At 36.0% G+C, this 24,993-nt stretch carries 30 protein-coding genes; 6 read left to right on the top strand and 24 right to left on the bottom strand.

Translation table 11 applies throughout. The features are described 5' to 3' along the window. Nucleotides 1-4: 4 nt before the first annotated feature. The 4 genes from JI65_RS08005 to JI65_RS08020 form a co-directional block, all read right to left on the bottom strand. A complete protein-coding gene (locus JI65_RS08005; RefSeq protein WP_191014967.1) occupies nucleotides 5-2,194 on the bottom strand; it encodes a Z1 domain-containing protein in 2,190 nt (729 codons plus the stop codon). Beyond that, nucleotides 2,195-3,721: an ATP-binding protein gene (locus JI65_RS08010; RefSeq protein ID WP_197971922.1), complete on the bottom strand. Its 1,527-nt coding sequence runs from the start codon at nucleotides 3,719-3,721 to the stop codon at nucleotides 2,195-2,197. Continuing rightward, complete coding sequence (locus tag JI65_RS08015; RefSeq protein ID WP_242457197.1) at nucleotides 3,721-5,142, bottom strand: DNA cytosine methyltransferase; 1,422 nt, start codon at nucleotides 5,140-5,142, stop codon at nucleotides 3,721-3,723. The genes JI65_RS08010 and JI65_RS08015 overlap by 1 nt, the downstream gene beginning before the upstream one ends. 62 nt (nucleotides 5,143-5,204) lie before the next feature. Next, nucleotides 5,205-5,507 carry a UPF0175 family protein gene (locus JI65_RS08020; protein ID WP_197971923.1) on the bottom strand — a complete coding sequence of 101 codons (303 nt, stop codon included), beginning with the start codon at nucleotides 5,505-5,507 and terminating at the stop codon, nucleotides 5,205-5,207. 238 nt (nucleotides 5,508-5,745) lie between these two features. Here JI65_RS08020 and JI65_RS08025 point away from each other — a divergent pair, with 238 nt between their 5' ends. After that, complete coding sequence (locus tag JI65_RS08025; RefSeq protein ID WP_191014970.1) at nucleotides 5,746-8,694, top strand: DUF3427 domain-containing protein; 2,949 nt, start codon at nucleotides 5,746-5,748, stop codon at nucleotides 8,692-8,694. A gap of 1 nt (nucleotide 8,695) precedes the next feature. Beyond that, complete coding sequence (locus tag JI65_RS08030) at nucleotides 8,696-9,097, top strand: (deoxy)nucleoside triphosphate pyrophosphohydrolase (protein ID WP_191014973.1); 402 nt, start codon at nucleotides 8,696-8,698, stop codon at nucleotides 9,095-9,097. Between the two features lie 537 nt (nucleotides 9,098-9,634). Here the strand turns inward: JI65_RS08030 and JI65_RS08035 are convergent. Then, nucleotides 9,635-10,075, bottom strand: coding sequence for an HU family DNA-binding protein (locus JI65_RS08035; protein ID WP_191014976.1), 441 nt, complete (start codon nucleotides 10,073-10,075; stop codon nucleotides 9,635-9,637). A 305-nt stretch (nucleotides 10,076-10,380) separates the two neighbouring features. Between JI65_RS08035 and JI65_RS08040 the strand changes: the two genes are divergently transcribed. Together JI65_RS08040 and JI65_RS08045 are read left to right on the top strand one after the other, a co-directional pair. Continuing rightward, nucleotides 10,381-11,787, top strand: coding sequence for an AAA family ATPase (locus JI65_RS08040; protein ID WP_191014979.1), 1,407 nt, complete (start codon nucleotides 10,381-10,383; stop codon nucleotides 11,785-11,787). Next, nucleotides 11,784-12,212, top strand: a complete 429-nt coding sequence (locus JI65_RS08045; protein ID WP_191014982.1) for a (deoxy)nucleoside triphosphate pyrophosphohydrolase — start codon at nucleotides 11,784-11,786, stop codon at nucleotides 12,210-12,212. The genes JI65_RS08040 and JI65_RS08045 overlap by 4 nt, the downstream gene beginning before the upstream one ends. Before the next feature lie 179 nt (nucleotides 12,213-12,391). On the opposite strand, the gene JI65_RS08050 is transcribed toward JI65_RS08045, so the two are convergent. After that, nucleotides 12,392-12,778, bottom strand: a complete 387-nt coding sequence (locus tag JI65_RS08050; RefSeq protein WP_191014984.1) for an RDD family protein — start codon at nucleotides 12,776-12,778, stop codon at nucleotides 12,392-12,394. Between the two features lie 195 nt (nucleotides 12,779-12,973). Between JI65_RS08050 and JI65_RS08055 the strand changes: the two genes are divergently transcribed. After that, nucleotides 12,974-13,198 (top strand): helix-turn-helix domain-containing protein, encoded by a 225-nt coding sequence (locus tag JI65_RS08055; RefSeq protein ID WP_191014987.1) that lies wholly within the window; start codon nucleotides 12,974-12,976, stop codon nucleotides 13,196-13,198. Continuing rightward, entirely contained in the window at nucleotides 13,185-14,201 is a 1,017-nt protein-coding gene (locus JI65_RS08060; RefSeq protein WP_191014990.1) for a DNA methyltransferase, read from the top strand. The genes JI65_RS08055 and JI65_RS08060 overlap by 14 nt, the downstream gene beginning before the upstream one ends. Here JI65_RS08060 and JI65_RS08065 read toward each other — a convergent pair. From JI65_RS08065 to JI65_RS08150, 18 genes are all read right to left on the bottom strand, one after another. Continuing rightward, complete coding sequence (locus tag JI65_RS08065) at nucleotides 14,154-15,035, bottom strand: hypothetical protein (protein ID WP_191014993.1); 882 nt, start codon at nucleotides 15,033-15,035, stop codon at nucleotides 14,154-14,156. The genes JI65_RS08060 and JI65_RS08065 overlap by 48 nt on opposite strands. 135 nt (nucleotides 15,036-15,170) lie before the next feature. After that, nucleotides 15,171-15,494, bottom strand: a complete 324-nt coding sequence (locus JI65_RS08070; RefSeq protein WP_191015048.1) for a type II toxin-antitoxin system RelE/ParE family toxin — start codon at nucleotides 15,492-15,494, stop codon at nucleotides 15,171-15,173. Further along, nucleotides 15,494-15,739: a type II toxin-antitoxin system prevent-host-death family antitoxin gene (locus tag JI65_RS08075; protein ID WP_191014995.1), complete on the bottom strand. Its 246-nt coding sequence runs from the start codon at nucleotides 15,737-15,739 to the stop codon at nucleotides 15,494-15,496. Before JI65_RS08075 ends, JI65_RS08070 begins: the two co-directional genes overlap by 1 nt. A 144-nt stretch (nucleotides 15,740-15,883) precedes the next feature. Then, nucleotides 15,884-16,168, bottom strand: a complete 285-nt coding sequence (locus JI65_RS08080; protein ID WP_191014998.1) for a hypothetical protein — start codon at nucleotides 16,166-16,168, stop codon at nucleotides 15,884-15,886. Nucleotides 16,169-16,822: 654 nt separating this feature from the next. Then, entirely contained in the window at nucleotides 16,823-17,095 is a 273-nt protein-coding gene (locus tag JI65_RS08085; RefSeq protein ID WP_191015000.1) for a hypothetical protein, read from the bottom strand. Between the two features lie 169 nt (nucleotides 17,096-17,264). After that, nucleotides 17,265-17,567 (bottom strand): BrnA antitoxin family protein, encoded by a 303-nt coding sequence (locus tag JI65_RS08090; protein ID WP_191015003.1) that lies wholly within the window; start codon nucleotides 17,565-17,567, stop codon nucleotides 17,265-17,267. After that, the gene (locus JI65_RS08095) at nucleotides 17,545-17,832 is read right to left on the bottom strand and encodes a BrnT family toxin (RefSeq protein WP_191015005.1); all 288 of its coding nucleotides are present in this window, start codon (nucleotides 17,830-17,832) and stop codon (nucleotides 17,545-17,547) included. The genes JI65_RS08090 and JI65_RS08095 overlap by 23 nt, the downstream gene beginning before the upstream one ends. Nucleotides 17,833-17,921: 89 nt before the next feature. Further along, nucleotides 17,922-18,230, bottom strand: coding sequence for a hypothetical protein (locus JI65_RS08100; protein ID WP_191015008.1), 309 nt, complete (start codon nucleotides 18,228-18,230; stop codon nucleotides 17,922-17,924). 111 nt (nucleotides 18,231-18,341) lie between these two features. Next, entirely contained in the window at nucleotides 18,342-19,250 is a 909-nt protein-coding gene (locus JI65_RS08105) for a hypothetical protein (protein ID WP_191015011.1), read from the bottom strand. A 12-nt stretch (nucleotides 19,251-19,262) separates the two neighbouring features. After that, on the bottom strand, nucleotides 19,263-20,936 hold the full coding sequence (locus tag JI65_RS08110) for a hypothetical protein (protein ID WP_191015014.1): 1,674 nt from the start codon (nucleotides 20,934-20,936) through the stop codon (nucleotides 19,263-19,265). A 103-nt stretch (nucleotides 20,937-21,039) separates the two neighbouring features. Beyond that, a complete protein-coding gene (locus JI65_RS08115; RefSeq protein ID WP_191015050.1) occupies nucleotides 21,040-21,351 on the bottom strand; it encodes a type II toxin-antitoxin system RelE/ParE family toxin in 312 nt (103 codons plus the stop codon). After that, nucleotides 21,342-21,578 (bottom strand): hypothetical protein, encoded by a 237-nt coding sequence (locus JI65_RS08120; RefSeq protein WP_191015017.1) that lies wholly within the window; start codon nucleotides 21,576-21,578, stop codon nucleotides 21,342-21,344. Before JI65_RS08120 ends, JI65_RS08115 begins: the two co-directional genes overlap by 10 nt. 124 nt (nucleotides 21,579-21,702) lie before the next feature. Then, nucleotides 21,703-22,260, bottom strand: a complete 558-nt coding sequence (locus tag JI65_RS08125; protein WP_191015019.1) for a hypothetical protein — start codon at nucleotides 22,258-22,260, stop codon at nucleotides 21,703-21,705. Between the two features lie 263 nt (nucleotides 22,261-22,523). Further along, the gene (locus JI65_RS08130) at nucleotides 22,524-22,835 is read right to left on the bottom strand and encodes a type II toxin-antitoxin system RelE/ParE family toxin (RefSeq protein ID WP_191015022.1); all 312 of its coding nucleotides are present in this window, start codon (nucleotides 22,833-22,835) and stop codon (nucleotides 22,524-22,526) included. Beyond that, the gene (locus JI65_RS08135) at nucleotides 22,836-23,096 is read right to left on the bottom strand and encodes a type II toxin-antitoxin system Phd/YefM family antitoxin (protein ID WP_191015025.1); all 261 of its coding nucleotides are present in this window, start codon (nucleotides 23,094-23,096) and stop codon (nucleotides 22,836-22,838) included. It lies immediately after the preceding gene. Between the two features lie 117 nt (nucleotides 23,097-23,213). Further along, the gene (locus JI65_RS08140) at nucleotides 23,214-23,846 is read right to left on the bottom strand and encodes a hypothetical protein (RefSeq protein WP_191015028.1); all 633 of its coding nucleotides are present in this window, start codon (nucleotides 23,844-23,846) and stop codon (nucleotides 23,214-23,216) included. A gap of 209 nt (nucleotides 23,847-24,055) precedes the next feature. Beyond that, entirely contained in the window at nucleotides 24,056-24,394 is a 339-nt protein-coding gene (locus JI65_RS08145) for a type II toxin-antitoxin system RelE family toxin (protein ID WP_191015031.1), read from the bottom strand. Beyond that, complete coding sequence (locus JI65_RS08150) at nucleotides 24,394-24,666, bottom strand: type II toxin-antitoxin system Phd/YefM family antitoxin (protein ID WP_191015033.1); 273 nt, start codon at nucleotides 24,664-24,666, stop codon at nucleotides 24,394-24,396. Before JI65_RS08150 ends, JI65_RS08145 begins: the two co-directional genes overlap by 1 nt. Between the last annotated feature and the right edge of the window lie 327 nt (nucleotides 24,667-24,993).

Here is a 24,993-nt window from a genome sequence, read left to right on the forward strand (position 1 = left end):
AGAATTACCCTACATAGTTCACTGCAAAATCATCGGGATAATAAATCGCCATTGTATATGCTGTTTTTCCGTTCCATTTTCTGCTATCACAGTCCAATTCGATATTATGGATTTGGATAGAGATTGAATCGCCAAACTTTATTTCCTTGTCTCCTGGATACACATCTTTTCCGTTTGGTGAGCGACCAGAAAAAAGTTCTGTATTAATTTTTTCTGTTTCTGTATCAAACGCTCGTTTTCGAGGCTCTCCTTCGTATGCCATTTGAATGATGTAAACAAAATCAAGCGATTTTTCTTTTGCAAGATATTTCAAATATCTCACAGTTGCTTGTTTTCGGGCAGCATCAGGCATGTTCTGGAACTTGAATTCTGAGAGAAATCGAATAGCTTCATTCATTTCAAGCTTCAAATATCTATGATTCCTATCCGGCGTTCCATAATCCATACAGTCCGAAAAATCTTTTTCATGTTTCTCAAAAAGATTATTTACAATGCGCTTGTTGTCTTTAATAGTATTCATCTGGAAGGCATTCATCTTTCGCCAGCCCTTCAGTTTGTTTGTCACAACATCTTTTGTAAGAATATTTTTTCTTGTTTGATTGAAAGATGGACTTGTCAAAAGCAAATGCTCTACATTTTCAAGACTCTTGTTTTCTTTGAGCCAATTGCGCATTTCTTCCTCACATTCGACATATTCCTTGTATTCAATTTGCACATCTAAAGGCAAAAACACCCTGCACGACCAAAGATATTTCTGCTTATACCCAAAGAAACGGCAACGTTGCTGGATTGTATCTGCGTTTGATTTTCCAATCGTGTATCGAGGCATATAAGTCGTTGCAAGATTTTCAACGGTAAAACCACGATTAAGCATGTCAGCTCCAACAAGAATATGTGAAGAATAATTTTTCCATGCTATTTCTCTATTCTCACCTTGTTTTTTGTTTCTGCTTATAATAAGTTCAATATTCGTGTCTTTGATAATGTCTGGGATAAATGATTCAATCTCGGAAAAACTTGGATATTCTTCCCCATTCTTTTTATATTCCCTTATCGCTTCGGGATAAACTTTTTCAAAATCCGAAATAAGGCGGGCAAACGCTATATCGTCTTTATCAAGATTAAAAGTATCAATCCAACTATCTACTATAGAAGATACCCATGTATAAAACTTTTCACTTGCATCCTGTTCTTTATCTGCATGAATCATCATGGAAAGAAAATTTTCAGTCTTTTTATTATAAACGACAATAGCGACCGCCAAAATATGAAGTTTAAGGGCAGTTTTGAGAGTTTCTGGTGGCTCTGTCAAATCGTTTCGTTTTGAGTTGTAAGTTTCATTCTGTGGGATTTCGATTACAAGACCAGGATTTTCTTTAAAAAATGTTTTTCCGCCTGTATATGCTTTTCCAGGTGTCAAAACAGTATGATGCTTAGGAGAAAGCAAATCCATAATGCTGATAAGAAGAGGTCCCTGAGGAGTCGCCGTATATTGAATATATGAATGATTCGGCAAAACGCTTCTTAATTCCATGATTCTTCGGTAAGTTGTTGTGTATTCGTCTTCTTCCCAGTCCTCTGATTTGCTGTTTTTATATGCATATCCGTTAAGGCTTGCCTGGTCTGCTTCATCGTCAATTATCATAACGCCAGAATTTCTCAGCACATCTTTCATTTTTGAAGAATTGAAAATATCTGTTAGCTCTTTTATGTGCAAATGCTGTTTCAAAACCGTTATCAAGATGGTGGGATTCGTGCTCATCTGCAATTCATTTGCGATTCGGTTCAAATCGTTTTTTGAAGGATTTGAGTGTATTTTGTACCACTTGCTGTTTTTCCCTTCGTTTATCAAATCTTTATCCAAGCGTTTTGTTGTCTGGTCAAGAAGGTTGTTCTTGTTTCCTGCAAAATAAATGATGATTCTATATCCGTTGTCGCTTGCAAGGGCTGAGAGTGCCGTAAACGACATTGTTTTTCCGCTCTGAACATAACCGACAACAAGATTTGTAACAGATTGTGGTTTATCCGCTTTTGGATTAACACAATCAGAAAGAATTGAGACAGTCTCCCTTCTTGAAGTTTCCAATTCTTCAGGAGAAAGTTTATTAAAACGGCTGTAAAGTTCTTCTGCTCGCTGACCAAAAACTGGCTTAAAAGTGTCTGTATTATTTTCTCTTTGAATTTGGATTTCCATTTAATCATCCTCCCGAACATATTGATTGAAAAGATTTCTTAAATTGCCTGCATTTGATGTTCCCATTTCAGGCGCTTTGATTTCAGCTTTTGCGAAAGACATGAGCAACTTTATAATTGGTTCATAATCCTTGTTTTTCTTGAATTGAGGATAATAGTCAAAGAACGCATGATTAAGATTTATATTGCATACATATTTACCATTTTCCTGTTTCACAGAATACAAGTCCGTGCTTGTTGTTTCTGTAATTAACTGATAATCCAAACAAAAGTCTTTATTATTAACGCGAATAGAATCAGAGTAAGTTTGTGCCGGGACAGAATTATTTATCAATTCTTCATTTTTTTTGATTGCATCAATATCTTTGATTCTTTTCTCTTCTTGTTCTACCTTGTTTGGCTCAAACAAATCAGGTGTTGATTTTTCCTCAAATCTTTCTTTCAGTTTTTTCGCAATTTCTTCTTTTTTTGCTCTGCTTCTCTGTCGATATCCGTCTGCCTGAGAGAAAATGTTTGGTTCTGAGTTTTTTATTTCATCCCGTATGTCTTCAAGAAGAGTTTGCAAATCATCTTCCGCTTTGAAGCTATTTTTATTGAACGAAACCTCAAAGCCTTCAAGTTCCAATTCTCCAAAGAGTCGTTTGTATTTGAATGTGCCAACTGAACCAAAAATACAAGAAGGGAAAAAATGTTCGTCTCCGCCACCGACAATGACTCGACCGCGCCGCATCAGTACAAGCCCGTTTGCGCCTTGTTGAATTTCATCGAGAATTGCGATGAATCCGTTTGCCTTGTATTTTCCTGCGTCAAAATGAATTTCTTTTTTCCAAAGAATGTTATTGTCGTCTGGATTTTTATAGAATGGAGCGTTCAGAATTTTGTATTTAGGTGCGACAAGTTTTTCTGTAGATTTTCCGTCATTAACATAGATTTCAATTTCACCAGTTCGTAGGAAGGCTCTGTATATGCTGCTCAAATGCCTTTTGATTTTTTCAAAAGAACTTGGCTTCGGTGCATTTTTTGAGAGGTTCGTCAAAACTATTCTCGTGTAATGTTCATTCTCCGTTTTTTCATTCTCTGTTACATCAAGAACTTCTTTTTCTTCTGCAATAACTTTGTTCAAATCGAATGAAAGTATTCGCTCTTTGTTTTCTCCCAGCGCTTTAGTTGTTACAGTCCAGTTGTCAGAAAGCCAGACGGAAGCCGTTTTCATCCCCATTCCATATTCATTAAGTCCCGCCCTGTTTTCAGGGATGTTTGCAGGCTCAAATGCACGAAGATAATTTTTTTCGCTTATTCCTGCGGCATTGTCAATTATGGAAAGAGTGTTTTTTTCCCAATCCATTATGATGTAAATTTGGAGTTTGTAATTCGGCTCGCAAGATTTTAGGCGTTCTTTATTGTCAAAATAGCTTTGAACGGCATTGTCGACATATTCGCCGAGAGTGTTTGAAAGAGTGTTGGGCAAATCCCTGAAAGTTGTATAAACATTGGGTTTTAATGCGATAGAAACTTGTGAAATAGCCATTATTTTATCTCCAAAAGTCTTTCTGCAATCAATCTTACAACCTCAACATTCACAGCGTTCCCAAAGGCCTTGAACGCTTCTGCAATAGTGTTCGGATACTCCTTCAAATCTTCCATACACTGAAGTCTTGCAGCTTCTTTTTTTGTCATGTATCGTCCAACTTCTCCTTCCGGAGTCTTTACCCATGGAAAAATCGGAATTTGAGTGGTTGTAAGAACAAGAGCCGGCGAATACGTTGGAAGTTTCACGCGAATTCCAGACGGTCTGAACTGAACAATTTTGTCTTTGAGCGTTTTTGTGATATTTTTTCCGTTTCCGCAATTCCACTCGAACTTTTGATGGCTGTTTTCAAATCCTTCTTTTTTGATTTCTGGAAGCCATTCGTCGAGCAATTCTTTATGCGCAAAGTAAAATTCACGATTCCATCTTATGAAATTCTTTTTCCAGTCAGGAAATTGTTCTTTCGGATTTGATATTACAACTTGAGAATAGATTGGAAGCTGCTTGAGCATATCGTCATTGGAACCGCTTTTTATCTCTTCTCCGAATTTTCCTTTTTTGCCGCGAAGTTCATTTTCAGATTGCTGACAAGGTGGCTTTTCTTCATAATCATAAGTCGCACCCCATTCCATTGCCCAAATCGGAAAAGTTGGCAGTGCAATATTATTTTGGGTTAGTATCTCAATAAAATGCTCCCATGCTTCAAGATGTGTTCTTGTCTGCTTTTTGAGATGCATATATTTTGGTTCATTTTCATCGATAATTTTTTTTATGCTGCATTCTTCTTTTTTATCAGGTGAAGGGAATGTAAAATCCTTTAGTCCGCCTTTTTCTTTCAGTCGTCCGACGATATAAATTCTTTTTCTGTGCTGAGGAATGCCAAACTGATGCGGTGAGATAATCGCGCAATTAACTTCATAAAGCGTTTCGAGATTTTTTTTGATTACAGCCCAAGTGTTTCCGTTGTCATGTGTTTCGAGATTCTGCACATTTTCAAGCAGAATATATTCAGGTTTCTTCGCTTTTAAAATTTCCAATATCTTCCAAAATAAATTGCCTCTGTCTTTTTCGTCTTTAAAACCCTGCTGTTTTCCAGCTTTCGAAAAAGGTTGGCAAGGAAAACCCGCACAAAGAACATCATGTTTCGGAATATCCTTTTCTATGTCTACAGCGTTTATATCTCCTGCACAATCTATTCCAAAATTCTTTTTGTACAAATCACGCAAATCTGCTTTTAATTCGCTTGCAAAAACACATTTCCCACCAAGTTTTTCCATAGCGAGGTGGAATCCACCGATTCCCGCAAACAAATCTATGAAAGTGAAATCGTATTTTTGAGCACTGCTTGTACCCTTTAAACCGACGTTTTTGGTGACAATGTTTGTGTTCATATCTGTGTTTTTATTTTCATTTTCTGACATTTTAATATACAGTCCTATAAGTAGATTGAAAACTATTGATATTTGTTGAATTTACGATAACTCTAAGCATTTTTATCGTAAAACTGAAAAATAGAGATATTATTTTGACCTAAAAGTTTAATAAAATCTTCTTCTGTCATTTCTGCAATTTGGGAACAATAGCTTATTGAAACATGATGGCGAGTGTAGTAATCAGGTGCAATCAATTTTCGCGCATAATCATTGACTTGAATGTTTGTCATGTGAGTATCATATAAAACTGCTTCTGGTATTTGAATTGCAACCTGACACATAATCACATCTCCATGTAGAGCCACTATATCACAAATTTCATTTTTCTTCCATAAGTGTTGTCCAATTTTCAACTTTGTTCTCATGCACTGAACTTCTATAAGATTTTGTCAATTTTTTAATACAGACTTTGGCTGACTTTCAATACAGAATTTAGCGATTTTTTAATACAGAATTTGGCAGTTTTTTATTGCATGTATGATTAATTTTAATGCCGTGAAAAATAATTTTTGATAATGCAACCTGCTAAACAGTAGCACAAAAAACGTCGGTTTAAAGTGACACTTTTCATACAAAAACGGAAGTAAAAAAATGGAATACGAATCTAAGGAATTCATCTACAACGGGCGGACGCGCAATTTCTTTAATACTTTAGTCGAAAATCTTCAGCAATGCTCGGAATTTAAAATCAGCGTGGCTTTTATTACTTACGGCGGGTTACAGGTTCTTTTAGAAACTTTGCAGGAACTTGCTGATAAGAATATTCCGGGCGAAATTCTTACCACAACATATCAGAATATGACAACTCCATCTGTATTGGAGAGGCTTTCAAAATTTCCGAATATAAAACTGAAAATCTATGTTCCACCAACTTCAACCGACGGTTTTCATGCAAAAGGCTATCTTTTTCATAAATCATTTAATGACTCGGACCAATGGACTGTAATTATCGGCTCATCAAACATTACTGGACGGGCGCTCAAGACGAATGTCGAATGGAATGTTCTGCAAAATGAGCCGACTTTGGAGCTGCAAAGACCTGGCGAATTTGCAAAATCCGTGCTTGATGAATTCAATCAGCTCTGGAAAAGTCCGTGGGCAAAGGAATACTCGGACGACTTTTTGATTTCATACCGCGACTATCTTGCAAGAATCAAAAAAGATGTGCGGGCAAAAAAAATCTCAGAACTTTTTACCTATGAGCGAACACAAGCGATTCAGCCTAACGAAATGCAGCAAGAAGCAATCGTAAAGCTCGACAGATTAAGAAAAGCCGGAGCAAAAAAAGCTTTGGCAATTGCCGCCACAGGAAGCGGTAAAACTTACATGTCGGTTTTTGATGCCTTGCAGGTAAAGCCTAAACGTCTTCTATTCATAGTTCATCGGGAAGACATACTAAAAAAGGCAAAGGAGTCGTTTGACACAATTTGCGGAGCCGTAGAAAAAAAATACGTTTCAGGTTTTTACACTGGAAACAAAAAAGAAAGTGACTGCACATATCTTTTTGCAACCAGAGACACATTGAGCCGGCATTACACTGACTTTTCACCGGAACATTTTGACTACATCGTGATTGATGAAGCTCATCATGCCTCAAGCGAAAGCTATCAGAAAATTCTTTCTTACTTTAAGCCAGAATTTTTGCTCGGCCTTACCGCAACACCTGAGCGGAGCGACAGCGGCGACATCTACGCACTTTTTGACAACAACATTGCTGTTGAGATTCGTCTTCGACAGGCGCTAGAATACAATCTTATTTGCCCTTTCCACTATTTTGGCCTAAAAGATGCTGATGGAATCGATTATTCAAAAATCAAAGCAGAACCTGGAACAAGCGAATATACAGAAGAAATCGCAAAAATGCTCATGGTCGGTTACCGCGTTGATTATATTATCGAGAAGATGAATTTTTATGGGCACGATGCCTCTAAGCCTAAAGTTTTAGGATTCTGTCAGACAATAAAACATGCAAAATACATGGCAGAAGAATTCAGCAAACGCGGAATTCCTTCGATTGCACTTTCCAGCGAAGACACCACGAGCATAGACGAGCGCATTGCCGTTACGAAGCGTCTTGAAAACGATGATGATGAACTGAAAGTGATTTTTACAGTAGATTTGTTCAACGAAGGTATCGACATTCCGAGCGTGAACACAATTCTCATGCTGCGCCCCACAAATTCTTCAATTATATTTATTCAGCAGCTTGGGCGAGGCTTACGAAAACTCGCGGAAAAGGAATTTGTAACGGTTCTGGACTTTATTGGCAATTACAACAAGTCTTTCCTTATGGCAATTGCCCTTAACGGAAAACAGAATTTTGATAAGGATTCCCTTAAAGTTGAGGTTCAGACCAACTTTGCAGATTTGCCAAACGGAACGTACATTCACATGGACAAAATTACAAAAGAGCAGATTCTTCGTCAGCTCGAAAACGAGAAATTTATGTCCATGAAATACATGAAGGAATCTTATCTTGCATTCAAGCATGTCTGTAGCGGAAAAATTCCAATGCTGATTGATTATTTGAAGCATGACGGAAGCGTGGACCCGCTACGTTTTTCTTCTTTTAGTGCAAACTATAAAACTTATCTAGAATTTGTGGCATCGATGGAAAAAGAGGCTCACCCGGAGCTTAGCCTTCTTTTACAAAATGAAAGTTTTAAAGCATTAATGCGACTCTTTACTTTCTATACGCCTGCAAAGCGGATTGAAGAGTGGCTGATTGCAGATTCACTTTTAAACTCAGAAAAAAATAAAGTGAGTCTTGAAGAACTGGCTATGCGGGCAGAAAAATATCTAGACAATGTAAGAAACGACTCAATTCGTCACTCTGCAGAAACTTTAAGCGGAAAGTATTTTGATTCTTCTGAATTAAAGCGTTATGAATCAGCTTTGCTTTTGTTTGACGGCTCTTCTGTTTCATTCAAGCCTGAAATTTTCTCGCTTTTAAAATCAGATAAAAATGCATGGCTCTGGTTTGAAGATTTGATTCAGTACAACCTTCTCCGCTACCAGGATGAATTTGGTTCCAGCGATTACGGATTTCCATTCCTGAAGCTTTACTATGAATACTCAATGCGGGACACAGCCCTTTTGTGTAATTACACAAAAATTCATTCATCTTTCCGCGGGCAGGGACTTTTGACTTCCGCAAAACCTGATTATTTTATCTTTGTAAACCTGCATAAAAATGCAGACATCAAGGAGTCAATAAATTACAAGGACAAATTTATTTCACCGGGAGTATTTCAGTGGCAGTCACCTAACAGCACGACACAGGATTCAGAAGTTGGGCAAAACATAATTTTTAGCTACAAGCGGGGAATAAACCTGCATCTTTTTGTGCGAAAGTTTGAGGAAGTCGAAGGCGTAACCCAGCCTTTTGTTTATCTTGGAAAAGTCGTGCCATTCTCTGATAGTGCGGAAGGCAACAAGCCAATAACAATTCACTTTGCATTGGAGAATCCGATTCCAGACGAGATGTATTTGGATTTTACCACAAGAACTGATATGCTAGGAAAACAGGAGAATAAATAAAATGAAAACCATAACCGTAGTAGCCGCAGTAATAATCCGAACCGCCAATGACGACACAAAAGAAGTCTTTGCCACCCAGCGTGGCTATGGTGAATATAAAGACTGGTGGGAATTTCCCGGTGGTAAAATCGAGAAAGGAGAAAGTGCGGAGGATGCGCTCAAACGGGAAATAAAAGAAGAACTTGCCACAGAAATCAGCGTGGGCAAATACATTGATACAATCGAGTTCGACTACCCTACTTTTCATCTTTCTATGCGCTGCTATGAGTGCTCGGTGGTAAGCGGAAAACTTGAGCTTTTAGAACACGAAAATGCGAGTTGGCTCACAAAAGAGACTCTTCAGTCTGTAAGCTGGTTACCGGCAGACGTTACGATTCTGGATAAAGTGGAAAAACTTCTATAGTATTACATTCGGTATCATCTTGCCATGCCCATATAATATCCCTAACAACTACTATTTTTGTAAATGCATCGTTTATACGGCTGAGAGAGTTTATTTCATTTATTCTCAATATCTACTGTAATGCCACTAAATTCAAAGTACAAGTGTTCTTTGAGAATTTTTGCGTATTTACGCACTTATTTGAGAATTACACATTTTGCAGTAAAAATATTATCAGTCTTTTCATCCGCACAAAGCATTCCCCTCCATCCGTATCCCCGTCCCGCATCCATACACACAGACTTTTCCGTTCATCCCGACAAACGCATCCATTTTATCCGTATAAAATCAAAAAAATATCCCGATAAACACGCATAAAAAGCCGTAAATTCGGGATAAAATCTTGCTAAAAGCCGGATAAAAAAAAGGAGGCCTGCACGCTAAAAAAGATGCAGGTCTCCCAAATCAATGTATTCATAACGGATGTCCTTTCCGCTTCTTTGCGGGCTTTTATTGTGAGCGGATTGCCGTTATTCAAGTCCGCTACCCTCTTTTCATTTAATTACTGTTTGAGGTGTTTTCTTCATCGTCAGCAATATATTTCGCGTCGAGCTTTACATACTCAGGCTTTTCGAGTTTTGCCTTGAGCATTGCGTCTGGCGTGTACATCACTTTGATTCCCTCAATGTCGTTCGCCGTTACAAGACTGGCTTTTTCGTAGCCCTTGCAGCTTGCCTTGTTCTTAAGGCCAAGCTTAAAGATTCCGAAGCTGTCGAGGCGAACTTTGTAGCCAAGAAGCATGTACTTGGGAACTGTAAGAAGAAGTCCCCGGATTACTCCGATTACTTCCGTTGGTGTTAGAGTCGTGCTCTGGGAAATTTCTTCGGCGAGCTGGTTCACACCGATTTCTGCGATATAAGCAGGGGCTGGATAAAACTTGCCTTCTGCTTCCAACTTCTGCGGGTTAAGCCGCTTTCTGCTAATAAATGGTACTGCCATAAGCATACCTCCTTTTATCTTTCCGGCTGTTTTGCACTCCCTTGAGCAGGCAGCGCAATCTAGTTCGACGAACATTCGACTTGCACTGTTTTTAGCTGCAAAATCCAGCCTTACCACATCAAAACTAAGCTTTTCATTCGATATTTTCACCCGTTTTGACAGTTTGAATATACAACAAACTGATTTTAAAGTCAAATTTTTATTCGATTTTTTCTCCTGTTTATACAAGTTTTAATTGAAAAGTGCCGATAATTACTATATAATTTCGCCAAAGGCGAGAGATTCTTAATCAATCAGGAACACAGATGTTAGTAAATTTCAGCGTCACAAACTTTTTGTCTTTTAACCAGAAGACAACCTTCAAGATGGAAAGCGGACGCGTCACAAAAAAAACAGACCATCTGCTTTCGGACGGCGAAACAGGCAAGAGCCTTCTGAAGTTTTCCGCCATGTTCGGAAAAAACGGTGCGGGAAAAACGAACTTTATAAGGGCTATGGCAGTCTTGCGGGGCTTTGTGCTTTTAGGAAAACTTCCACAGCGCGCCGCTGACCTTTGGTGCAAAATCAGCGAGGAAAACGAAAGTAAGCCGTCTGACTTTGAAATAACTTTTATTGCCGACAAAAACCTTTACGAATATAAAATTTCGACTGTCCTTTCGACCGGAATCATAACAAAAGAGGAACTGGTTCACATTGTCGGAAACCGGCACACGAAAATCTTCTATAAAGAAAATGCCGAAAGCCCTTATATTTTTCACCATTCAATAAAGGGGCAGCACAAGGACATTGAAGTTTTGAGCCGCACTTTTGCCATGAGCGGAAAGCCCTTTCTTTTCAGCATCAACCACAACACGGCGGGATTTTATGCAACAAATCCGCAGGCCCTTGTCCTTCAAAAAACCTTCCTCTGGTTCAAGGACACTCTTGAGGTTATTTTCCCTGACCAGCCTCTGCAGGAGACTTCGCTTCTTCAGTACGAAATCTGCAAGGATGAGTTCGCCCAGCTGTTGAAGGATTTTGACACGGGAATCGAGGAAATAAGGCTTGAGCCTGTGAGCAAGGAAAAGGTTTTTGAGACCCTTGATTTGCGCACCCAGCAGAAGCTCAACCTGGAGATGGCTTTTGTAAGTCCGCTTGCTCAGATTGCCAAATTACCGACTTCTTTAGGGCTTTCGCAGAATACACAAATACAGAAAAAAAATTTTTATTCGACCGTAATCAGAGGCAGAAGGAACATTTTCATAATCACATTGGAAAAAGACGGGGCCTTTCATTTTTATGCGATAAAATTCGTCCACAACCTTGGCGGAAAGAAAATTGAGTTCAGCATGGAAAGCGAGAGCGACGGAACCCACCGCCTCTTCCAGCTTTTGGAAATTCTCATAAGCAAAAAAGAAAAAGTCTATATAATGGATGAAATAAACCGCAGCCTGCATCCAAAGCTGACCGTTCAGTTTGTAAAAAAATATTTTGCAAACGCAAAGGAACGAAGAATCCAGCTTGTAACGACCACACACGAAAGCCGCATCATGAGCCATGACCTTGTGCGCCGGGACGAAATCTGGATTGCTGACAAAAACGACGACGACAGCACAAAGCTTTTCAGCCTTGAAGACGAGCAGGTTCGAATAGACAAGGTTCTTGACCAGAACTACATGGACAACGTATGGGGCGGAGTTCCTGTGTTTGAGGATGAGGAAGAAAAATCATGAAAAACATAACCGTGAGCGGAGCCGTAATACTCCGCACGAACCCAAAGACCCAGCAAAAAGAAGTTTTTGTAACCCAGCGCGGTTACGGAGAATACAAAGGCTGGTGGGAAATTCCCGGCGGAAAGATTGAAGTGGGCGAAACGCCGGAAGAATGCATCGTACGCGAAATCCGCGAGGAGCTTACTTGCGGGGTTAAGCCTGAGAAGCTTCTTGGCGTGGTTGAATACGACTACCCTGCATTTCACCTCAAAATGCACTGTATTTTGTGCACAATCGTTTCTGGCGAGCCAAAGCTTCTTGAGCACGAGAATGCCCGCTGGCTCACAAAAGAAACTCTGCGTTCCGTAAACTGGCTCCCGGCGGACGAGTTGATTCTGGACAAAATAGAATCTTTGCTGGAGCAAGAATCTCAGACTGCACACTAAGCGGTCAATTTGTCAAACTCAGAATACCCTCTGTGTCAAGATAGATGTCGCCTGATGGAGGGGCATCTATATGAAGTATACAACAACATTTAAGAAAGCGGTCTTAAGCTTCTTTGCGTAAACCCTAAAGTTCTATTTCAAAAAATCATCGAGCTTGACTCGATGATTTTTTATTCCAATTATTTTAGAACTACATCTGTCTTTGCTAATCTATCACCGATTCTTTTATTTGTAACAAAATAAACAATTATTTCTATCCAACTCAAAAACCATGTAACATTTCTTAAAATTCTTTTACCTAAAGATGCAGATTCTTTTGTTTCTGAATCAATGATTTTTAATTTCATTATTTTCTTTCCGATACCTCCATCTTTAAATATATCTTTGAATACCAATAAAATGTAAGCGATAAATGTTGAGATGAAAGTTCGTGTCATAATTACATTACCGGCCGGTGCATTTCCTTGAAGTATTGGAAACATTACCAAAATAAAAAATGGTATATCATAAATTAAAGCTATGATAATAAAATCAATTACAAAAGCACCGATTCTTTTCGATTCCATATTTTTTTACTCCTTGCAAAAGCAGGCCAGTGGCCTGTCAACCTAACAATTGCTTAAACCGCACAAGCCTTGAGCCTGTGTCGGCTTTGAACTTCTTGTTATGTGTTTTAATAGTATAGAAAATTATTTAAAAAATCAATATAAAAGTATTGAAAACTCAATACTTTTATATTACAATTTTTCTTGGTGGAAATTATGTCTTTTTCATATAAACCTTTATGGAAATTACTTATTGATAAAGAAATGACAAAAAAACAATTAATGCAGGCAACTGGTATCTCTAAATCAACTATGGACAAAATGGGACGAAAAGAGGTTGTTTCTATGGATATTATTGACAGAATATGTTCTTATTTTTCCTGTGATGTCCAAGATGTCATAGTTCATTCGTCAACGGGAGGTTCTGATGAATCAAATTAATTTAGAAAATATTCATCTATTTTGTGGTGACAGTTCGGATTTTTACAGTTCTTGGAAGACTCCCACTGTAATTATAAGTGACGGGCCCTATGGTATTAATGGTTTCCCAGGAGATTTAGTAACAAACAAAGGTCTTGATTCTTGGTATGAGCCGCATATAAAAAAATGGACAGAATATTCTACTCCTCTTACAACTCTTTGGTTTTGGAATACCGAATTGGGCTGGGCAACAGTACATCCAATTCTTGAAAAATATGGATGGAAGTATGTTTCTTGTTGCATATGGGACAAAGGAATGAGTCATGTAGCAGGAAATACTAATACTAAAACCATTCGCCACTTGCCTGTTGTTACTGAAGTTTGTGTTCAATATGTATTAACTCCACGTTTTAAAGTTGATGACAAACAACTCTCCATGAAAGAATGGCTTCGTTATGAATGGAATAGAACAGGATTGCCTTTTTCAAGAACAAATGAAGCCTGTGGAGTTGTTGATGCAGCAACTAGAAAATATTTTACAAAATGCCATCTATGGTATATGCCACCAGCTGAGGCATTTGAGAAAATTTCAAATTATGCTAATACTTATGGAAAAGACGAAGGAAAGCCGTATTTTTCAATAGATGGAAAAAGGGTAATAACAAAAGAAGAATGGAGTAAAATGCGCTCAAAATTTTATTGCCCAATCGGAGTTACAAATGTTTGGCAAACCCCGCAACTGCGAAACGGTGAAAGATTGAAGAAAAACCAAAAGGCTGTACATTTAAATCAAAAGCCACTTGAATTAATAAAAAGGATAATAGAAATAACTTCTGATGAAAATGATGTGATTTGGGATCCGTTTGCAGGCTTATGTACTTCCGCAGTTGCATCTATAGAATTAAACAGAGAATGTTACTGTGCTGAAATAAATTCTGATGTTTATAAAATTGCAAGCGAAAGAATAGAAAGCATTTTAGATGATAGTTCTCAAAGCCTCTTCCAACAGAGATTCGTTTCCTGATGAGAATATATCCGACCAAGACTTTATGCTTCTGCCTTTGAATTTAGTTTCCAATACTTTTTGTTTGAAACTTTCGATTTCAGAATGTTCTATACGGTCAATTTTTGCATAATTTGTATCAAGTCTATAAACAAATTGACCGTATAAAGTCCGTAATAATTTCTGATATTCCGGAAGAGGACTGTATATTTTTTTATCTTCACCCCATGATTCAACAACGGCTTTTGCATCCTCTAAATTGCATTTATCTGTCTGCAATTTATATCCATTAGTATTTGTTTGTTGCAAATTTGCAGTACGATTACTTGTATCTTCTGGTTCAAAAACAAGATAATCTGGTGGACGATGATAATGTGTATCTCTGGCCTGAGCAACACTCTTTCCACTAACAACAAGTGCATCTATTATTTGAGGTTTTCCCCAAATAACATTTTCTGGAAGCCAAGCGATTAATGCCATGTCTATATTGTCATTTTCAAAAATCGTAATACTATCTTTAAAACGTGCTGTAATTTCAGTCGCCAATGGAAACCATGCTTTTATTTCTATTCCAGGATTAGGGACAATTGACTCGCTTTTAAATAAGGCGTCTGGGAAGCCTGGATCCTGACGAACCCATTTACCTTCATTTTTCCAATCAGTCTCATTTAATAAATCTACGGTAGAAAATTCAATCATATTACCTAAAAGCGGTGAAAGTTTAGAAATAACTTTTGTAAGTTGTTTTGCATACTCTAAGGATGGCGGACGAGTAATATCTAAAACATCAATTAGATGTTTATCAAGAGCTGTAAGTTCTGTTTTTGCTTTTGCAAGAATATCTTTTGCTTTCATAGTGTCTCAAAATTTATTATATATAATAACGGGAAAATTTTAAATTACTTTAAAAAGCGCCCCAGTGCGGACGTCCACATAACAATTGCTTAAACGGTGGCGCGGCCTGACCGCGACATCCGCTTTGAAGCTTTGTTATGTGTTCCCATTATCGCCAAACAAGATTCTTACAAAATCCCGTCTGGAATACATTATTCTTATTACTTTCACACAATCGTTTTCTATTCTGTAAAAAATAGAATAATTGTTCGCAAGCACAAATTTATAATCTGTTGGAAACGAAACATATCTTTCTACTGGAATACCAATTTCTGGATAATTTCCTAAATTCTCATATGTTTCTACAATTTTCTCTACAGTATTATGAGCTGCAATTGGATTCTGCAATTCATTCTCTATATAATTCTTTATTTCGAGTAAATCTTCTGCCGCTTGAGGAGAAACTTTTACTTCAAACATCATAGCCCCACCATAGTGCGAACATCTTTTGTGCTAAGCCAGCCTTTCTCTTTGGCGGAATCTTCTCCTTTTTTTAGTTCAGCAAATAAAGTTTTTGTAGCTGTAAGTTTTTCATAATCTTTTATTGAAATCACCGCATAGCAACCTCGTCCATTTTTTGTGAGAAAAACAGGAGATTCATCTGCTACATCCTGCAGAACTTCATTATAATTTCGCAAATCTGAAACTGGTTTTATTGCAATCATAAACACCCCCTAAATGTTTCGTAATATTTTACGAATAATATCATACAATATTTTGTAAAATATTCAAGACATAAAAAAACGTGGCTTGACCGCATTTTTGTTCAATTTGTTTTTCCTTACTTAATATTATGCAGCTTACAATAGTCATAGAAATATGGTAATGCAGCTCTTAATAAAACCACTTCGTAAATAAGAGCTTCTTCCATTTGCAGTTAAATACTTCATCAATTCTTTGTAAAATTCACTGTTTGTTGATGAAACATCATATTCTTTACTTTTTATTATTTCCAAATCCTTTGATGAAAATGAAAAAGTTGAAATCCTTAAAAAATCACATAAATACTGTATTGCATTTTTATATGACTTTCCTTTACCAGAAAGGCCTACATCGGGTGTCTCGCAATAGTACTCAAATCCTGAAAAATTCATAAAATCCTCCAAACATTTTTGAGAAAATTTGTTTGAGGATTTTACTTATTAACAATAAGCGCCCCAGTGCGGGCGTCGTCATAACAACTGGTTGTACCGCAGCGGGCTTGACCCGCTGTCGGCTACGAACCTTTGTTATGTGTTTTTCTTTATATATTCGACAATAAAAGTTTTGTACTCATCGGCAGAATACTCTGTTTTATTGTTTATAGCAAGTTTATTCCAAAACTCATTTCTTGCATTTTGTATTATACATTTTTGATTTGTAACATCGGGTTTTCGATTCTGCATAATTTTTTTTATATTTTCTGCATATTCGCTTACAAATGAATTTTTTATTTTTTTGCAATTTTCTTAAGAGTATGTATTTCTTAAAACCTGATTTACTTAACAAGGGCGTGGAAAATGATTCTAAGTATTCTAATAAACAAATATTAGTAATAAAATCGTTTTCGTTAAAAATATTTGAAAAGAGCTTGTTTTTAATTTTTGAATCATACGCATATAGCCACAAAAATTCTGAGATATAATCATACATTAAAAGTGGATCATTTCTTAAAACTTAGAAAAAATATTCTTCCAATACTTTTTTACTAGTTTTTACGATGAATGTTTAAAGTGTCGCAAAGTATTAATAAAGAATTTCTTCTAATATCAACCGAAGAATCGTATAGAGCTTTTACCAAAAAATAAATAGGTTTTATCGGCTTCATATTTTTTGATAATTGATTCTCTATAACTATGAGAATGTCTTACAGAATCTATTATGAAAGAAGTGAAAGACTGATATTCATCTTTAAAATATTTTTCGAAAAATATATTTAGATTTTGAATTTTTAATAAATCCTGACAAGGTTCTTCAAGATATTTGTCATCCAAATATAGATAATAATTGTGTATTTTTCCTATTAATTCTTCATCATTCATTTTTACTCAGCGCCCCAGTGCGGGCGTCCACATAACAACGAGTTAAACTGCAAAAACGGTTTTGCCAAAGGCAAAATTGGCGCAAAAGTTGCGGTGGCGTAAAGCCACGAAGAGCAACTTTTGTGACAAAGTTTTTGTCGGTTTTGAACTTCTTGTTATGTGTTTTTACTTACCCAAACACAGCCTGTCTAAGAATATTATTTATCCGAGTCTGATACCCTTTTCCCATATTTTTTAGGGCAGCAAGTACATCATTGTCAATTCTTAAACTTACAGCTGTTTTTTTTACAGTAACTTTGTAAATATCATTTCCTTTTGGGTGAACTTCATACCAGGGCTTGAATTTTTTCATCTGTTCGTCTGTAAGTTCCGGACATTCTTCAGTGATTACAGGTTTTGCGGAATTTATAATTCTCTTATCTTCTTCAGTGAGAGGTTTTTGAATTAAATCATCTAATGTCATAGTCTTCATAATATAATTTCTCCTCTTTGGGTGTCGCTCTTCGGGCAGAAATAATACGGATATTATTTTCACCCCGTTCTGTATAGACCACGAATAAAATCCGTTCTACACAACCAATTACATTATATCTTTCTTCTGATTCATCAGAATGTTCTTCATCCAAAGTCTCAATTCTTTTTGAATCAAAGAAAACTCGTGCTGCATATTCAAAAGAAATTCCGTCATGTTTCTTTTGATTTATAAGATCTTTATTTTCATCCCACTCAAATGTCATTTATACAACCTGTGTATATTATAAAATGTATATACAGAATTTGTCAACTAAAAAGGCGGGCTTGACCCGCCGTACTAAAAAAAAATTTTTTATTTTTCGGAAATTCCATATTCCTTATTTAAATTCAATATATAATGTCCCAATATTATTTTATTTTTTAAATTTATTACAACCACATAATGTACATTTTTCAATCTTGTAGTAAATATTACATGTCGAAGACTTCTATCTTTTGCATCATATACATAATCAATATGCATATTTCCCAGCTCATTATTCAAATTATTATTTACATATTCATCAAAGTTTTTTCCATCAAAATTTTCCGCTGTTTCTGTAACATCTAAGAAACCTTCCGATGAAAGTGTAGATTTAAATTCGTCTTCAGAGAGTAACATAAATTTATTTCTTAAACCTCTGCGCCCCAGTGCGGGCGTCCACATAACAACTGGTTGTACCGCAGCGGGCTTGACCCGCTGTCGGCTACGAAGCTTTGTTATGTGATATTACTATATAATGATTCTAAGTAGAATATTTACTACACTTACAATTAAAGCTATTGACGAAATAATAATTGCAATTACTGATAATTTTTTCGAAGATGTAGCTTTTATCTTTTCAATTTCTTCGCTTTGTTCTTTATCAAGAATATCTTTTTGTTTTGTGTATTCAAATAGTACTTTTATGGCCTCTGTATTTTTTGAAATAGCTTCTTCTTGCTTTTGGTCTACGAGATCTTTATTGTTTAGTATTGCACCAAGCTCTTCCAACCGCTTAGATTGTTCTGCATCAATTATATCTTTTTCATCTAATCGCTTTCTGTTTGCAGCGATATCTGCTGATTGTTTTGAATCCAAATTGTCTTTTTCATTTAAACGATTTTCATTCTCAGAAACTTTGTCGGCCAGATTTTCAATTTTTGAATCTTGTGAGGCTTGTTTCATTTCAACTTCTAATTGATTCTTTGCAAAAGCTTCGGCTTGTTGGACAATATACATTGCTTGCTCTTCAGAATCAGAGCTTAATTTTATAAATTCACCATCCCGATTTTCAAAACCTTTTACTATCAATGCAGACATGTGTTTTGACATAGCTTGCGCAAAACTCAGTGAAAGACAAGTAAACCGAATACTTTCCTGCAATAATTCATTCATTTCACCAATTGCTTCATTTGTAGCAATAACAGCATCTGCAGTTGCATCTGCCTTTTTTTTAGTTCTACCAAACCAACCGCTTTTCATGTTTGCAGCATCTTCTGCAGCTTCTTTTGCATCTGTTATTTTTTGAGTAGAAAGCTCTATTTTTTCTAATATAAATTTGGATTTCTCCTCTGCAAAAGCTTCCAACTGCGAAGAGGACATCTTTTCAAGTTTTGAAGAACTTATTTGTAATTCCTTTGATATTTTCTTATCTCCCATTTGTAACCTCCTTTATTTATTATATATTGCCCGAAGTTTTGACATTGCATTTTCTCTTGAGTTTGTAGCTTGCTTTACAGTTCCAAAAGATTTATCTAATTCTTCTTCCGTGTTTTTAAATATTTGAGAAATTTCAAAAACTTTCATTTCGAAGAATTTATATGCATCGTCCAATGTACACCATGTTTTTGCAAGTTCACATCGAACAACAACAACACTTTGAGCAATTAATTGAATTTGAAGTTTGTCATGTTTAGCAGATGCTCTGCATTTATCCATGAAGTATAAAACTATAGTTGTTAATAAACCACCGGCAAGAGCAGAAAGTGTCACTGCGATTACATCACTTACAGTACGTTGTTCTTTTCCAAATGAAGGAATCGGAAACATCATAAGAGGTTGCAAGCCAGGTATTGCTTGTAAGCCTTTTTCAATTACTGCACTTAATCCTAAAGAAGCCGCTCCAATTATTCCTGCTGTAAGAATTTTTAATGCCTGATAGTGAACTTCTTCTTTTGGCATATCAATTGGCGGATTTGCAAGAAGTTTTACAGCCTGACATAATGAAACAAATCCGGCTCTTATCATACTTACAATTTTTTTCAATGTCGTAAAAAATAAATTGATAACAAATACAACAATGTTTGAAAGAAATGCAGTAATAGCTGCTTCTAAAGATCCCTTGAAAATATCTTTCCATTTACTTTTTAAACTAGAAAGAATTTCTTGAAGCCTATTTTTGAATCGAGCAAATATTTCCTTAAAAGATTCTTTGCCCTTTTGTTCAAATGTTAAGCGTACTTCTATCATTATACCTTGTGCTAAATCTCTTAGAACAACACCTAATGCGGAATATGCAGCCATCATTGCTGCATCTTTACCACCTGTTGAAAGTAATTCTTTTGTATATTTTTTAGCAGTAGCTGTATTTATAGTTTTATTGATATATTTTCTGGCTTCTTTATCTTTGCCCATTGCCATTTCTTCATCGATAGCATACTTTTCTGCTTTTGTTTGACCTGTTTTTTTATCTGCTTCTTTCAACCAATCTTCCATTTTTTTGTTACCTTTTGATTGGTTTGCACTTCCTTCTGTCCAAGCAAGATTCTTATCATTTGTTGCCATCTTTGCTCTTTCTTCTGGTGTCATAAATAAATTTGTAGAAGCTTTGTTTTCAATTTCGCTTGCTGAAACAATATGGTCTAATTGAGCTCTTCCATCTTTAGGTAGTGGACGACCTGTATACTCATCAATAATTACATCTTGGGTTTTAAATGCTTGTTTTCTTTTTCCTGGAAGAGGTTTATCATAACCAGTTCCTTTTCTGACTTCTTGCCAATCTTTTTGTTTCATTTCTTGCCAAGAATTATATTTTTGTTCATCCGCTGTTATGGCGGTAATTCCTTTCTCAAAATTATGAGTTGTTGTTACATTTCCACCATCTTGAGAATTTATAAATAAACTGGCTAAACCAAATTGTGATGTAATAGTATCAATAACATTATTTTTGCATAGCTCTAATAATGTGGCAGAATCTTTTTGCGAGTATTGATTTTTTAGATTATTAAGTTCAGCAACAGCTTCTTCTAAATCTTTGTTTATTTCTATCTTTTTTAATTCTTCTTGAGTTATTTCTTCTAACTCTTTTTCCATTTCTGCATAGTTTGTACTCAGTAAATCTTCCATTCTTTTTCCTTTCGGAAGCGCCCCAGTGCGGGCGTCCACATAACAACTGCTTAAACGGTGTCGCGGCTTGACCGGTTTGTCGGCTTTGAAGCTTTGTTAGGTTTTATTTATAATTAGCCAAAACTTTATCTAAATCCCGTCTACCATAGGAAACATGAATTACCGTTGCCACATTATTTTCCGCAACATAAAAAATAGAATAATTTCCAACGGAAAAATAATGTACTCCTTTAGAGTTCCAAGGTTCATTCGGATATAAGTGATAGCTTTCTGCCATATAACTCAATTTACTCATTGCCGAATACAATCGATTTAAGACAGATTCTGCATTTATTTCAGATTTTAAGACATTGAGAATATAATCATAAATTTCAGCAAGATCTTCTTTTGCTTGGTCAGATAAAACTATGCAAATCTTCTCTTGATTTCAGAAAAAGCTTCATCCAATGGAGTTACACGCCCATTTTTCATGTCGTCAAAACCTTTTTGCATCTTTGCAGAGAATTCTTCTTCCGATTCTGCAGTCTCTTTAAATTGAGACTGATTGTATTGATACAATAAAAAAGTCAAATATTTTGAGGCATCTTCAAGACATGACTCAGGAAGAGTTTTTACCTGTTCGCAAACTGAATCGTATGACATTTCGACCTCCATTTGCTTTATTATATCATATCTTTATAAAAAAATCATCTTCTATAAAAAAAGGCGGGCTTGACCCGCCATATCAATTTTCAGACAAGTTTACGTCAAATTTACGAAATCATTCTTAGAAATAGAATACTGCGCAAACTTTTGGGATTATTGAAAGATGTGATTCTGGATCAATAGCATCCGCATCAGACCAAAGTTTTACAGGATTGTAGATTGCATCAACTCCAAAATTCATACCAATAAAATCTGTAAAGTTTATTGCAAATTTTACAGCAAGAGCAGGACCTGCTTCACAATATAAAGATGCTTTTCCTTCTGAATACGAGTATGAATAAGAATCAGAATTTGAATTATCTCCATGATCAAAAAATATAAGTCCAAGTCCTGCGCCAACTTGGAAATACATTTTTTCTGTTGAGCCAAATCTGTAACCAACACCTAAGATTTCGCTGATTGCAGATTTTGGCTCACTTCCAAATGTAAAAGTTGTGTTTGAAAAAATTACTACATTTGCAGGAAACTCATAGTCAAAATTTACCGCTCCACCAAATGTTATGCCATCATATCCGTCTGAATAGTCTAACGCAATTCCAGCATCAAGATTTGGTCCTTCTGCAAAAGTTGCAAAAGCTGTACAAATTGCCAATGCAATTGTCATCAAAATTTTTTTCATAAAATCCTCCTACGATTTTATCTTTGATTTTTGGGCGAAGTTGAGTTTAACAAGACTTCGCCCAAAGGGCTTTTTCAATCCCTTTGGGTAGTGTACACTACCCAAATTTTTAAAGAGAAAAATGTTGGAGATTTTACTTTCACCGAAAGTGGCGAAGTGCGCCATCAGCATAACAATTGCTTAAACGGTGGCGCGGCCTGACCGCGACATCCGCTTTGAAGCTTTGTTATGCTTTTTTTTTGTATAAAAAATATTCAAATCGTTCATTGTAAAAGATTTTCTTCATTACGATTTGACAGTTGTATTCTTCTGACTTCCATAACATCATATATTACAACATACCATACAGTATAATTACCAACATTAATTCTTCTATAAGGGTATTTGCGATTTTTCATAGACTGCCAGACAGGAAAACTCTCACACATCGGAACTCTTTCTAGAATGGCCGTTTCAATTTTATTTAATGTGTTTTGTGCGGCAATCGGATTTTGCAAGACATCCTGAATATAATTTATTATTTCAAATAAATCTTCTTTTGCGATTGGAAGGTATCGTAATTTGTATTCTTTCATCTATTTTCGGATACCTCTTCGTAAATCAGAAAAAACTTCTTCATGGGAAAGCCGTTCAGATGTTTCCTCGGCCATTATGTCAGCCTCATCCAATTTAGCCTCAATATTGTTTGTAATTGCATCGTACATCTGCAGGGACATTAAAACCATTGAGCCGTATCCATTCTTTGTAAGAAAAACCGGAGATTTAGTTGAAATAACAACATCCTCAATTTCTGAGTATTTGTTTCTTAAATCTGAAACAGGTCTAATTTGCATCATACAGCACCCCTTATCATTAAACTATCATTATAGTATCATAATAATATCATTTTAACAATCCATCAGGTTGCAGAATACAAGAACAAGATTTTTAATACCTCTTCAAAAATTCCGGACCTAATAATAGAACTTCCGATATTCCGGATGGAAAAACTTTATTTGAAGCCATGCAAAAAAATCATTTGAACGTTTATAGGAAAGCGCCACATCAAAATTTTTTAGGACATCTTCTTTAAAACTTTCTATCAGATTCTTCCCATTATCTGTCTGCCACCATCGGTTGACAGACAGATAAGTTTCCTGTATTGCCGTTACAAAACCGTCCTCGCCCCTGAAAACATCCGTAACGCCGCACAGTTCTATAACAGCACTGTCAGTCCATTCCTTTATTTCAATAAATACGATTTTATCTATTGATTTTAAATAACAGCTGCAGTTCAGTTGGGGCAAGGATTCCCAGAAAATCACATTTCCGTCACTATCATAATGTGGAAAATTGATCGTCTTTACGGAACATAAAGCTTTCAGCTCACCAGAATCAATTTGCTTGTCGTAGGCAATAATCTCGCTGTTTGACAGATAATACTCCCTGAAGCTGACGGAAAGTTCTCTGCTCGAAATATTTTCTGCATAAAAAGTTTCCGGAGCATAAACCCAATCATTATGCGCATAAAATTTTTCATCCGCACCATAAGCAAAGGCAAAAAAAGAAGCGAAGATAAATATAAACGGAACAATTTTTACTTTCATTTTATTTTTACTCCGTTAAACATACAAAAAAAATCCGACTGCTCCTCTGTTAAACTCGTAAGAATTGTAAACGCTGATTGCATCTTTCCAGTTAAATAACCAAAAGCTTATGATTATTTACAAACCCACGCTAGTGGCGTGTGAGCATAACAACTGGTTGTACCGCAAACCGGCTTGACCCGCTGTCGGCTACGAACCTTTGTTATGCTTTATCCATTTTTACGGTCATCTACATCTTTATATACTTCCATATTTTCTCTTTTACCGATACCCCAAACTTCTATAATTTCTACTTTCTCTGGAGTTAAAAGCCTATAAACGATACGAACCCTTTTTCCACAGGCATAAAGTTTATAAAAGCCAGTTAAATCCATATTTGCTTTATTTCCTAACGGAAAGCCAATAAATGGATTTTTATCTAGTTTTTCAAATTTCTTATCAACTTCTATTTTTATACTTCCATCCAAGTTATTGTATTCTTCAGCTGCTTCTGGAATTAATTGAATTTTGTCAAAATCATCTTTTTTATCTTCCCATTTTTTTGCCATTATTTATCCCTCAAAGAAGACCAGCTGACATTTTTTGAAGCATCATAATGGCTCATTCTTTCCTGAACCATAGAATAAATTTCTTTCTGTTCTTCAAGTTCTTCTAATTCAGCCAGTTTTTCATAACGGTCGAATGACATCATAACAGCTTCCATTGCGTTATTTTTCATTATAAAAACAGGCTGCTTGTCTTCTGAGATTTTTCGGACTGTTTGAGTGAGAGTCTTCTGTAACTGTGTAATTGGCATAATTTGGGCTGTATCTACCATCATATTATCACCTCTGATTTATACAATAATATGTATTATTATATATAGTCAACTATTATTTATCCTATTAATGGTAGTTTAAATATGTACAGAAGGATTAGAAAAATAACAAAACACATTAATATGATGGAATCAAGAATTAAATAATATCAAAATCCTTTTTTTCTTTTTTACCTGCACGAACATCTTGGTAGAAACATATCAATGGAGTAATTAAAATTGCTCCAATTATAAAAAATGCATCTTCTTTATTTCTTATACGTACATTCATATTTACTGACCTAAAATACTATAATTTTTTCGTTTTAAACTACGCCAGTGGCGTGTGAG

Origin of the sequence: Treponema zioleckii (assembly GCF_014737315.1) — a bacterium.
GTDB lineage: Bacteria > Spirochaetota > Spirochaetia > Treponematales > Treponemataceae > Treponema_D > Treponema_D zioleckii.

Bases quoted from the DNA above. Each gene is read 5' to 3' on its own strand.
- JI65_RS08145 (WP_191015031.1), bottom strand. From the start codon at position 24,394: ATGGCAAAAAAATGGGAAGATAAAAAAGATGATTTTGACAAAATTCAA.
- JI65_RS08060 (WP_191014990.1), top strand. From the start codon at position 13,185: ATGAATCAAATTAATTTAGAAAATATTCATCTATTTTGTGGTGACAGT.
- JI65_RS08135 (WP_191015025.1), bottom strand. From the start codon at position 23,096: ATGATGCAAATTAGACCTGTTTCAGATTTAAGAAACAAATACTCAGAA.
- JI65_RS08085 (WP_191015000.1), bottom strand. From the start codon at position 17,095: ATGAATGATGAAGAATTAATAGGAAAAATACACAATTATTATCTATAT.
- JI65_RS08015 (WP_242457197.1), bottom strand. From the start codon at position 5,142: ATGTCAGAAAATGAAAATAAAAACACAGATATGAACACAAACATTGTC.
- JI65_RS08100 (WP_191015008.1), bottom strand. From the start codon at position 18,230: ATGTTACTCTCTGAAGACGAATTTAAATCTACACTTTCATCGGAAGGT.
- JI65_RS08150 (WP_191015033.1), bottom strand. From the start codon at position 24,666: ATGATGGTAGATACAGCCCAAATTATGCCAATTACACAGTTACAGAAG.
- JI65_RS08010 (WP_197971922.1), bottom strand. From the start codon at position 3,721: ATGGCTATTTCACAAGTTTCTATCGCATTAAAACCCAATGTTTATACA.
- JI65_RS08090 (WP_191015003.1), bottom strand. From the start codon at position 17,567: ATGAAGACTATGACATTAGATGATTTAATTCAAAAACCTCTCACTGAA.
- JI65_RS08025 (WP_191014970.1), top strand. From the start codon at position 5,746: ATGGAATACGAATCTAAGGAATTCATCTACAACGGGCGGACGCGCAAT.
- JI65_RS08105 (WP_191015011.1), bottom strand. From the start codon at position 19,250: ATGGGAGATAAGAAAATATCAAAGGAATTACAAATAAGTTCTTCAAAA.
- JI65_RS08080 (WP_191014998.1), bottom strand. From the start codon at position 16,168: ATGAATTTTTCAGGATTTGAGTACTATTGCGAGACACCCGATGTAGGC.
- JI65_RS08005 (WP_191014967.1), bottom strand. From the start codon at position 2,194: ATGGAAATCCAAATTCAAAGAGAAAATAATACAGACACTTTTAAGCCA.
- JI65_RS08075 (WP_191014995.1), bottom strand. From the start codon at position 15,739: ATGATTGCAATAAAACCAGTTTCAGATTTGCGAAATTATAATGAAGTT.
- JI65_RS08035 (WP_191014976.1), bottom strand. From the start codon at position 10,075: ATGGCAGTACCATTTATTAGCAGAAAGCGGCTTAACCCGCAGAAGTTG.
- JI65_RS08045 (WP_191014982.1), top strand. From the start codon at position 11,784: ATGAAAAACATAACCGTGAGCGGAGCCGTAATACTCCGCACGAACCCA.
- JI65_RS08095 (WP_191015005.1), bottom strand. From the start codon at position 17,832: ATGACATTTGAGTGGGATGAAAATAAAGATCTTATAAATCAAAAGAAA.
- JI65_RS08030 (WP_191014973.1), top strand. From the start codon at position 8,696: ATGAAAACCATAACCGTAGTAGCCGCAGTAATAATCCGAACCGCCAAT.
- JI65_RS08050 (WP_191014984.1), bottom strand. From the start codon at position 12,778: ATGGAATCGAAAAGAATCGGTGCTTTTGTAATTGATTTTATTATCATA.
- JI65_RS08130 (WP_191015022.1), bottom strand. From the start codon at position 22,835: ATGAAAGAATACAAATTACGATACCTTCCAATCGCAAAAGAAGATTTA.
- JI65_RS08040 (WP_191014979.1), top strand. From the start codon at position 10,381: ATGTTAGTAAATTTCAGCGTCACAAACTTTTTGTCTTTTAACCAGAAG.
- JI65_RS08055 (WP_191014987.1), top strand. From the start codon at position 12,974: ATGTCTTTTTCATATAAACCTTTATGGAAATTACTTATTGATAAAGAA.
- JI65_RS08125 (WP_191015019.1), bottom strand. From the start codon at position 22,260: ATGAAAAAAATTTTGATGACAATTGCATTGGCAATTTGTACAGCTTTT.
- JI65_RS08070 (WP_191015048.1), bottom strand. From the start codon at position 15,494: ATGTTTGAAGTAAAAGTTTCTCCTCAAGCGGCAGAAGATTTACTCGAA.
- JI65_RS08065 (WP_191014993.1), bottom strand. From the start codon at position 15,035: ATGAAAGCAAAAGATATTCTTGCAAAAGCAAAAACAGAACTTACAGCT.
- JI65_RS08140 (WP_191015028.1), bottom strand. From the start codon at position 23,846: ATGAAAGTAAAAATTGTTCCGTTTATATTTATCTTCGCTTCTTTTTTT.
- JI65_RS08120 (WP_191015017.1), bottom strand. From the start codon at position 21,578: ATGTCATACGATTCAGTTTGCGAACAGGTAAAAACTCTTCCTGAGTCA.
- JI65_RS08110 (WP_191015014.1), bottom strand. From the start codon at position 20,936: ATGGAAGATTTACTGAGTACAAACTATGCAGAAATGGAAAAAGAGTTA.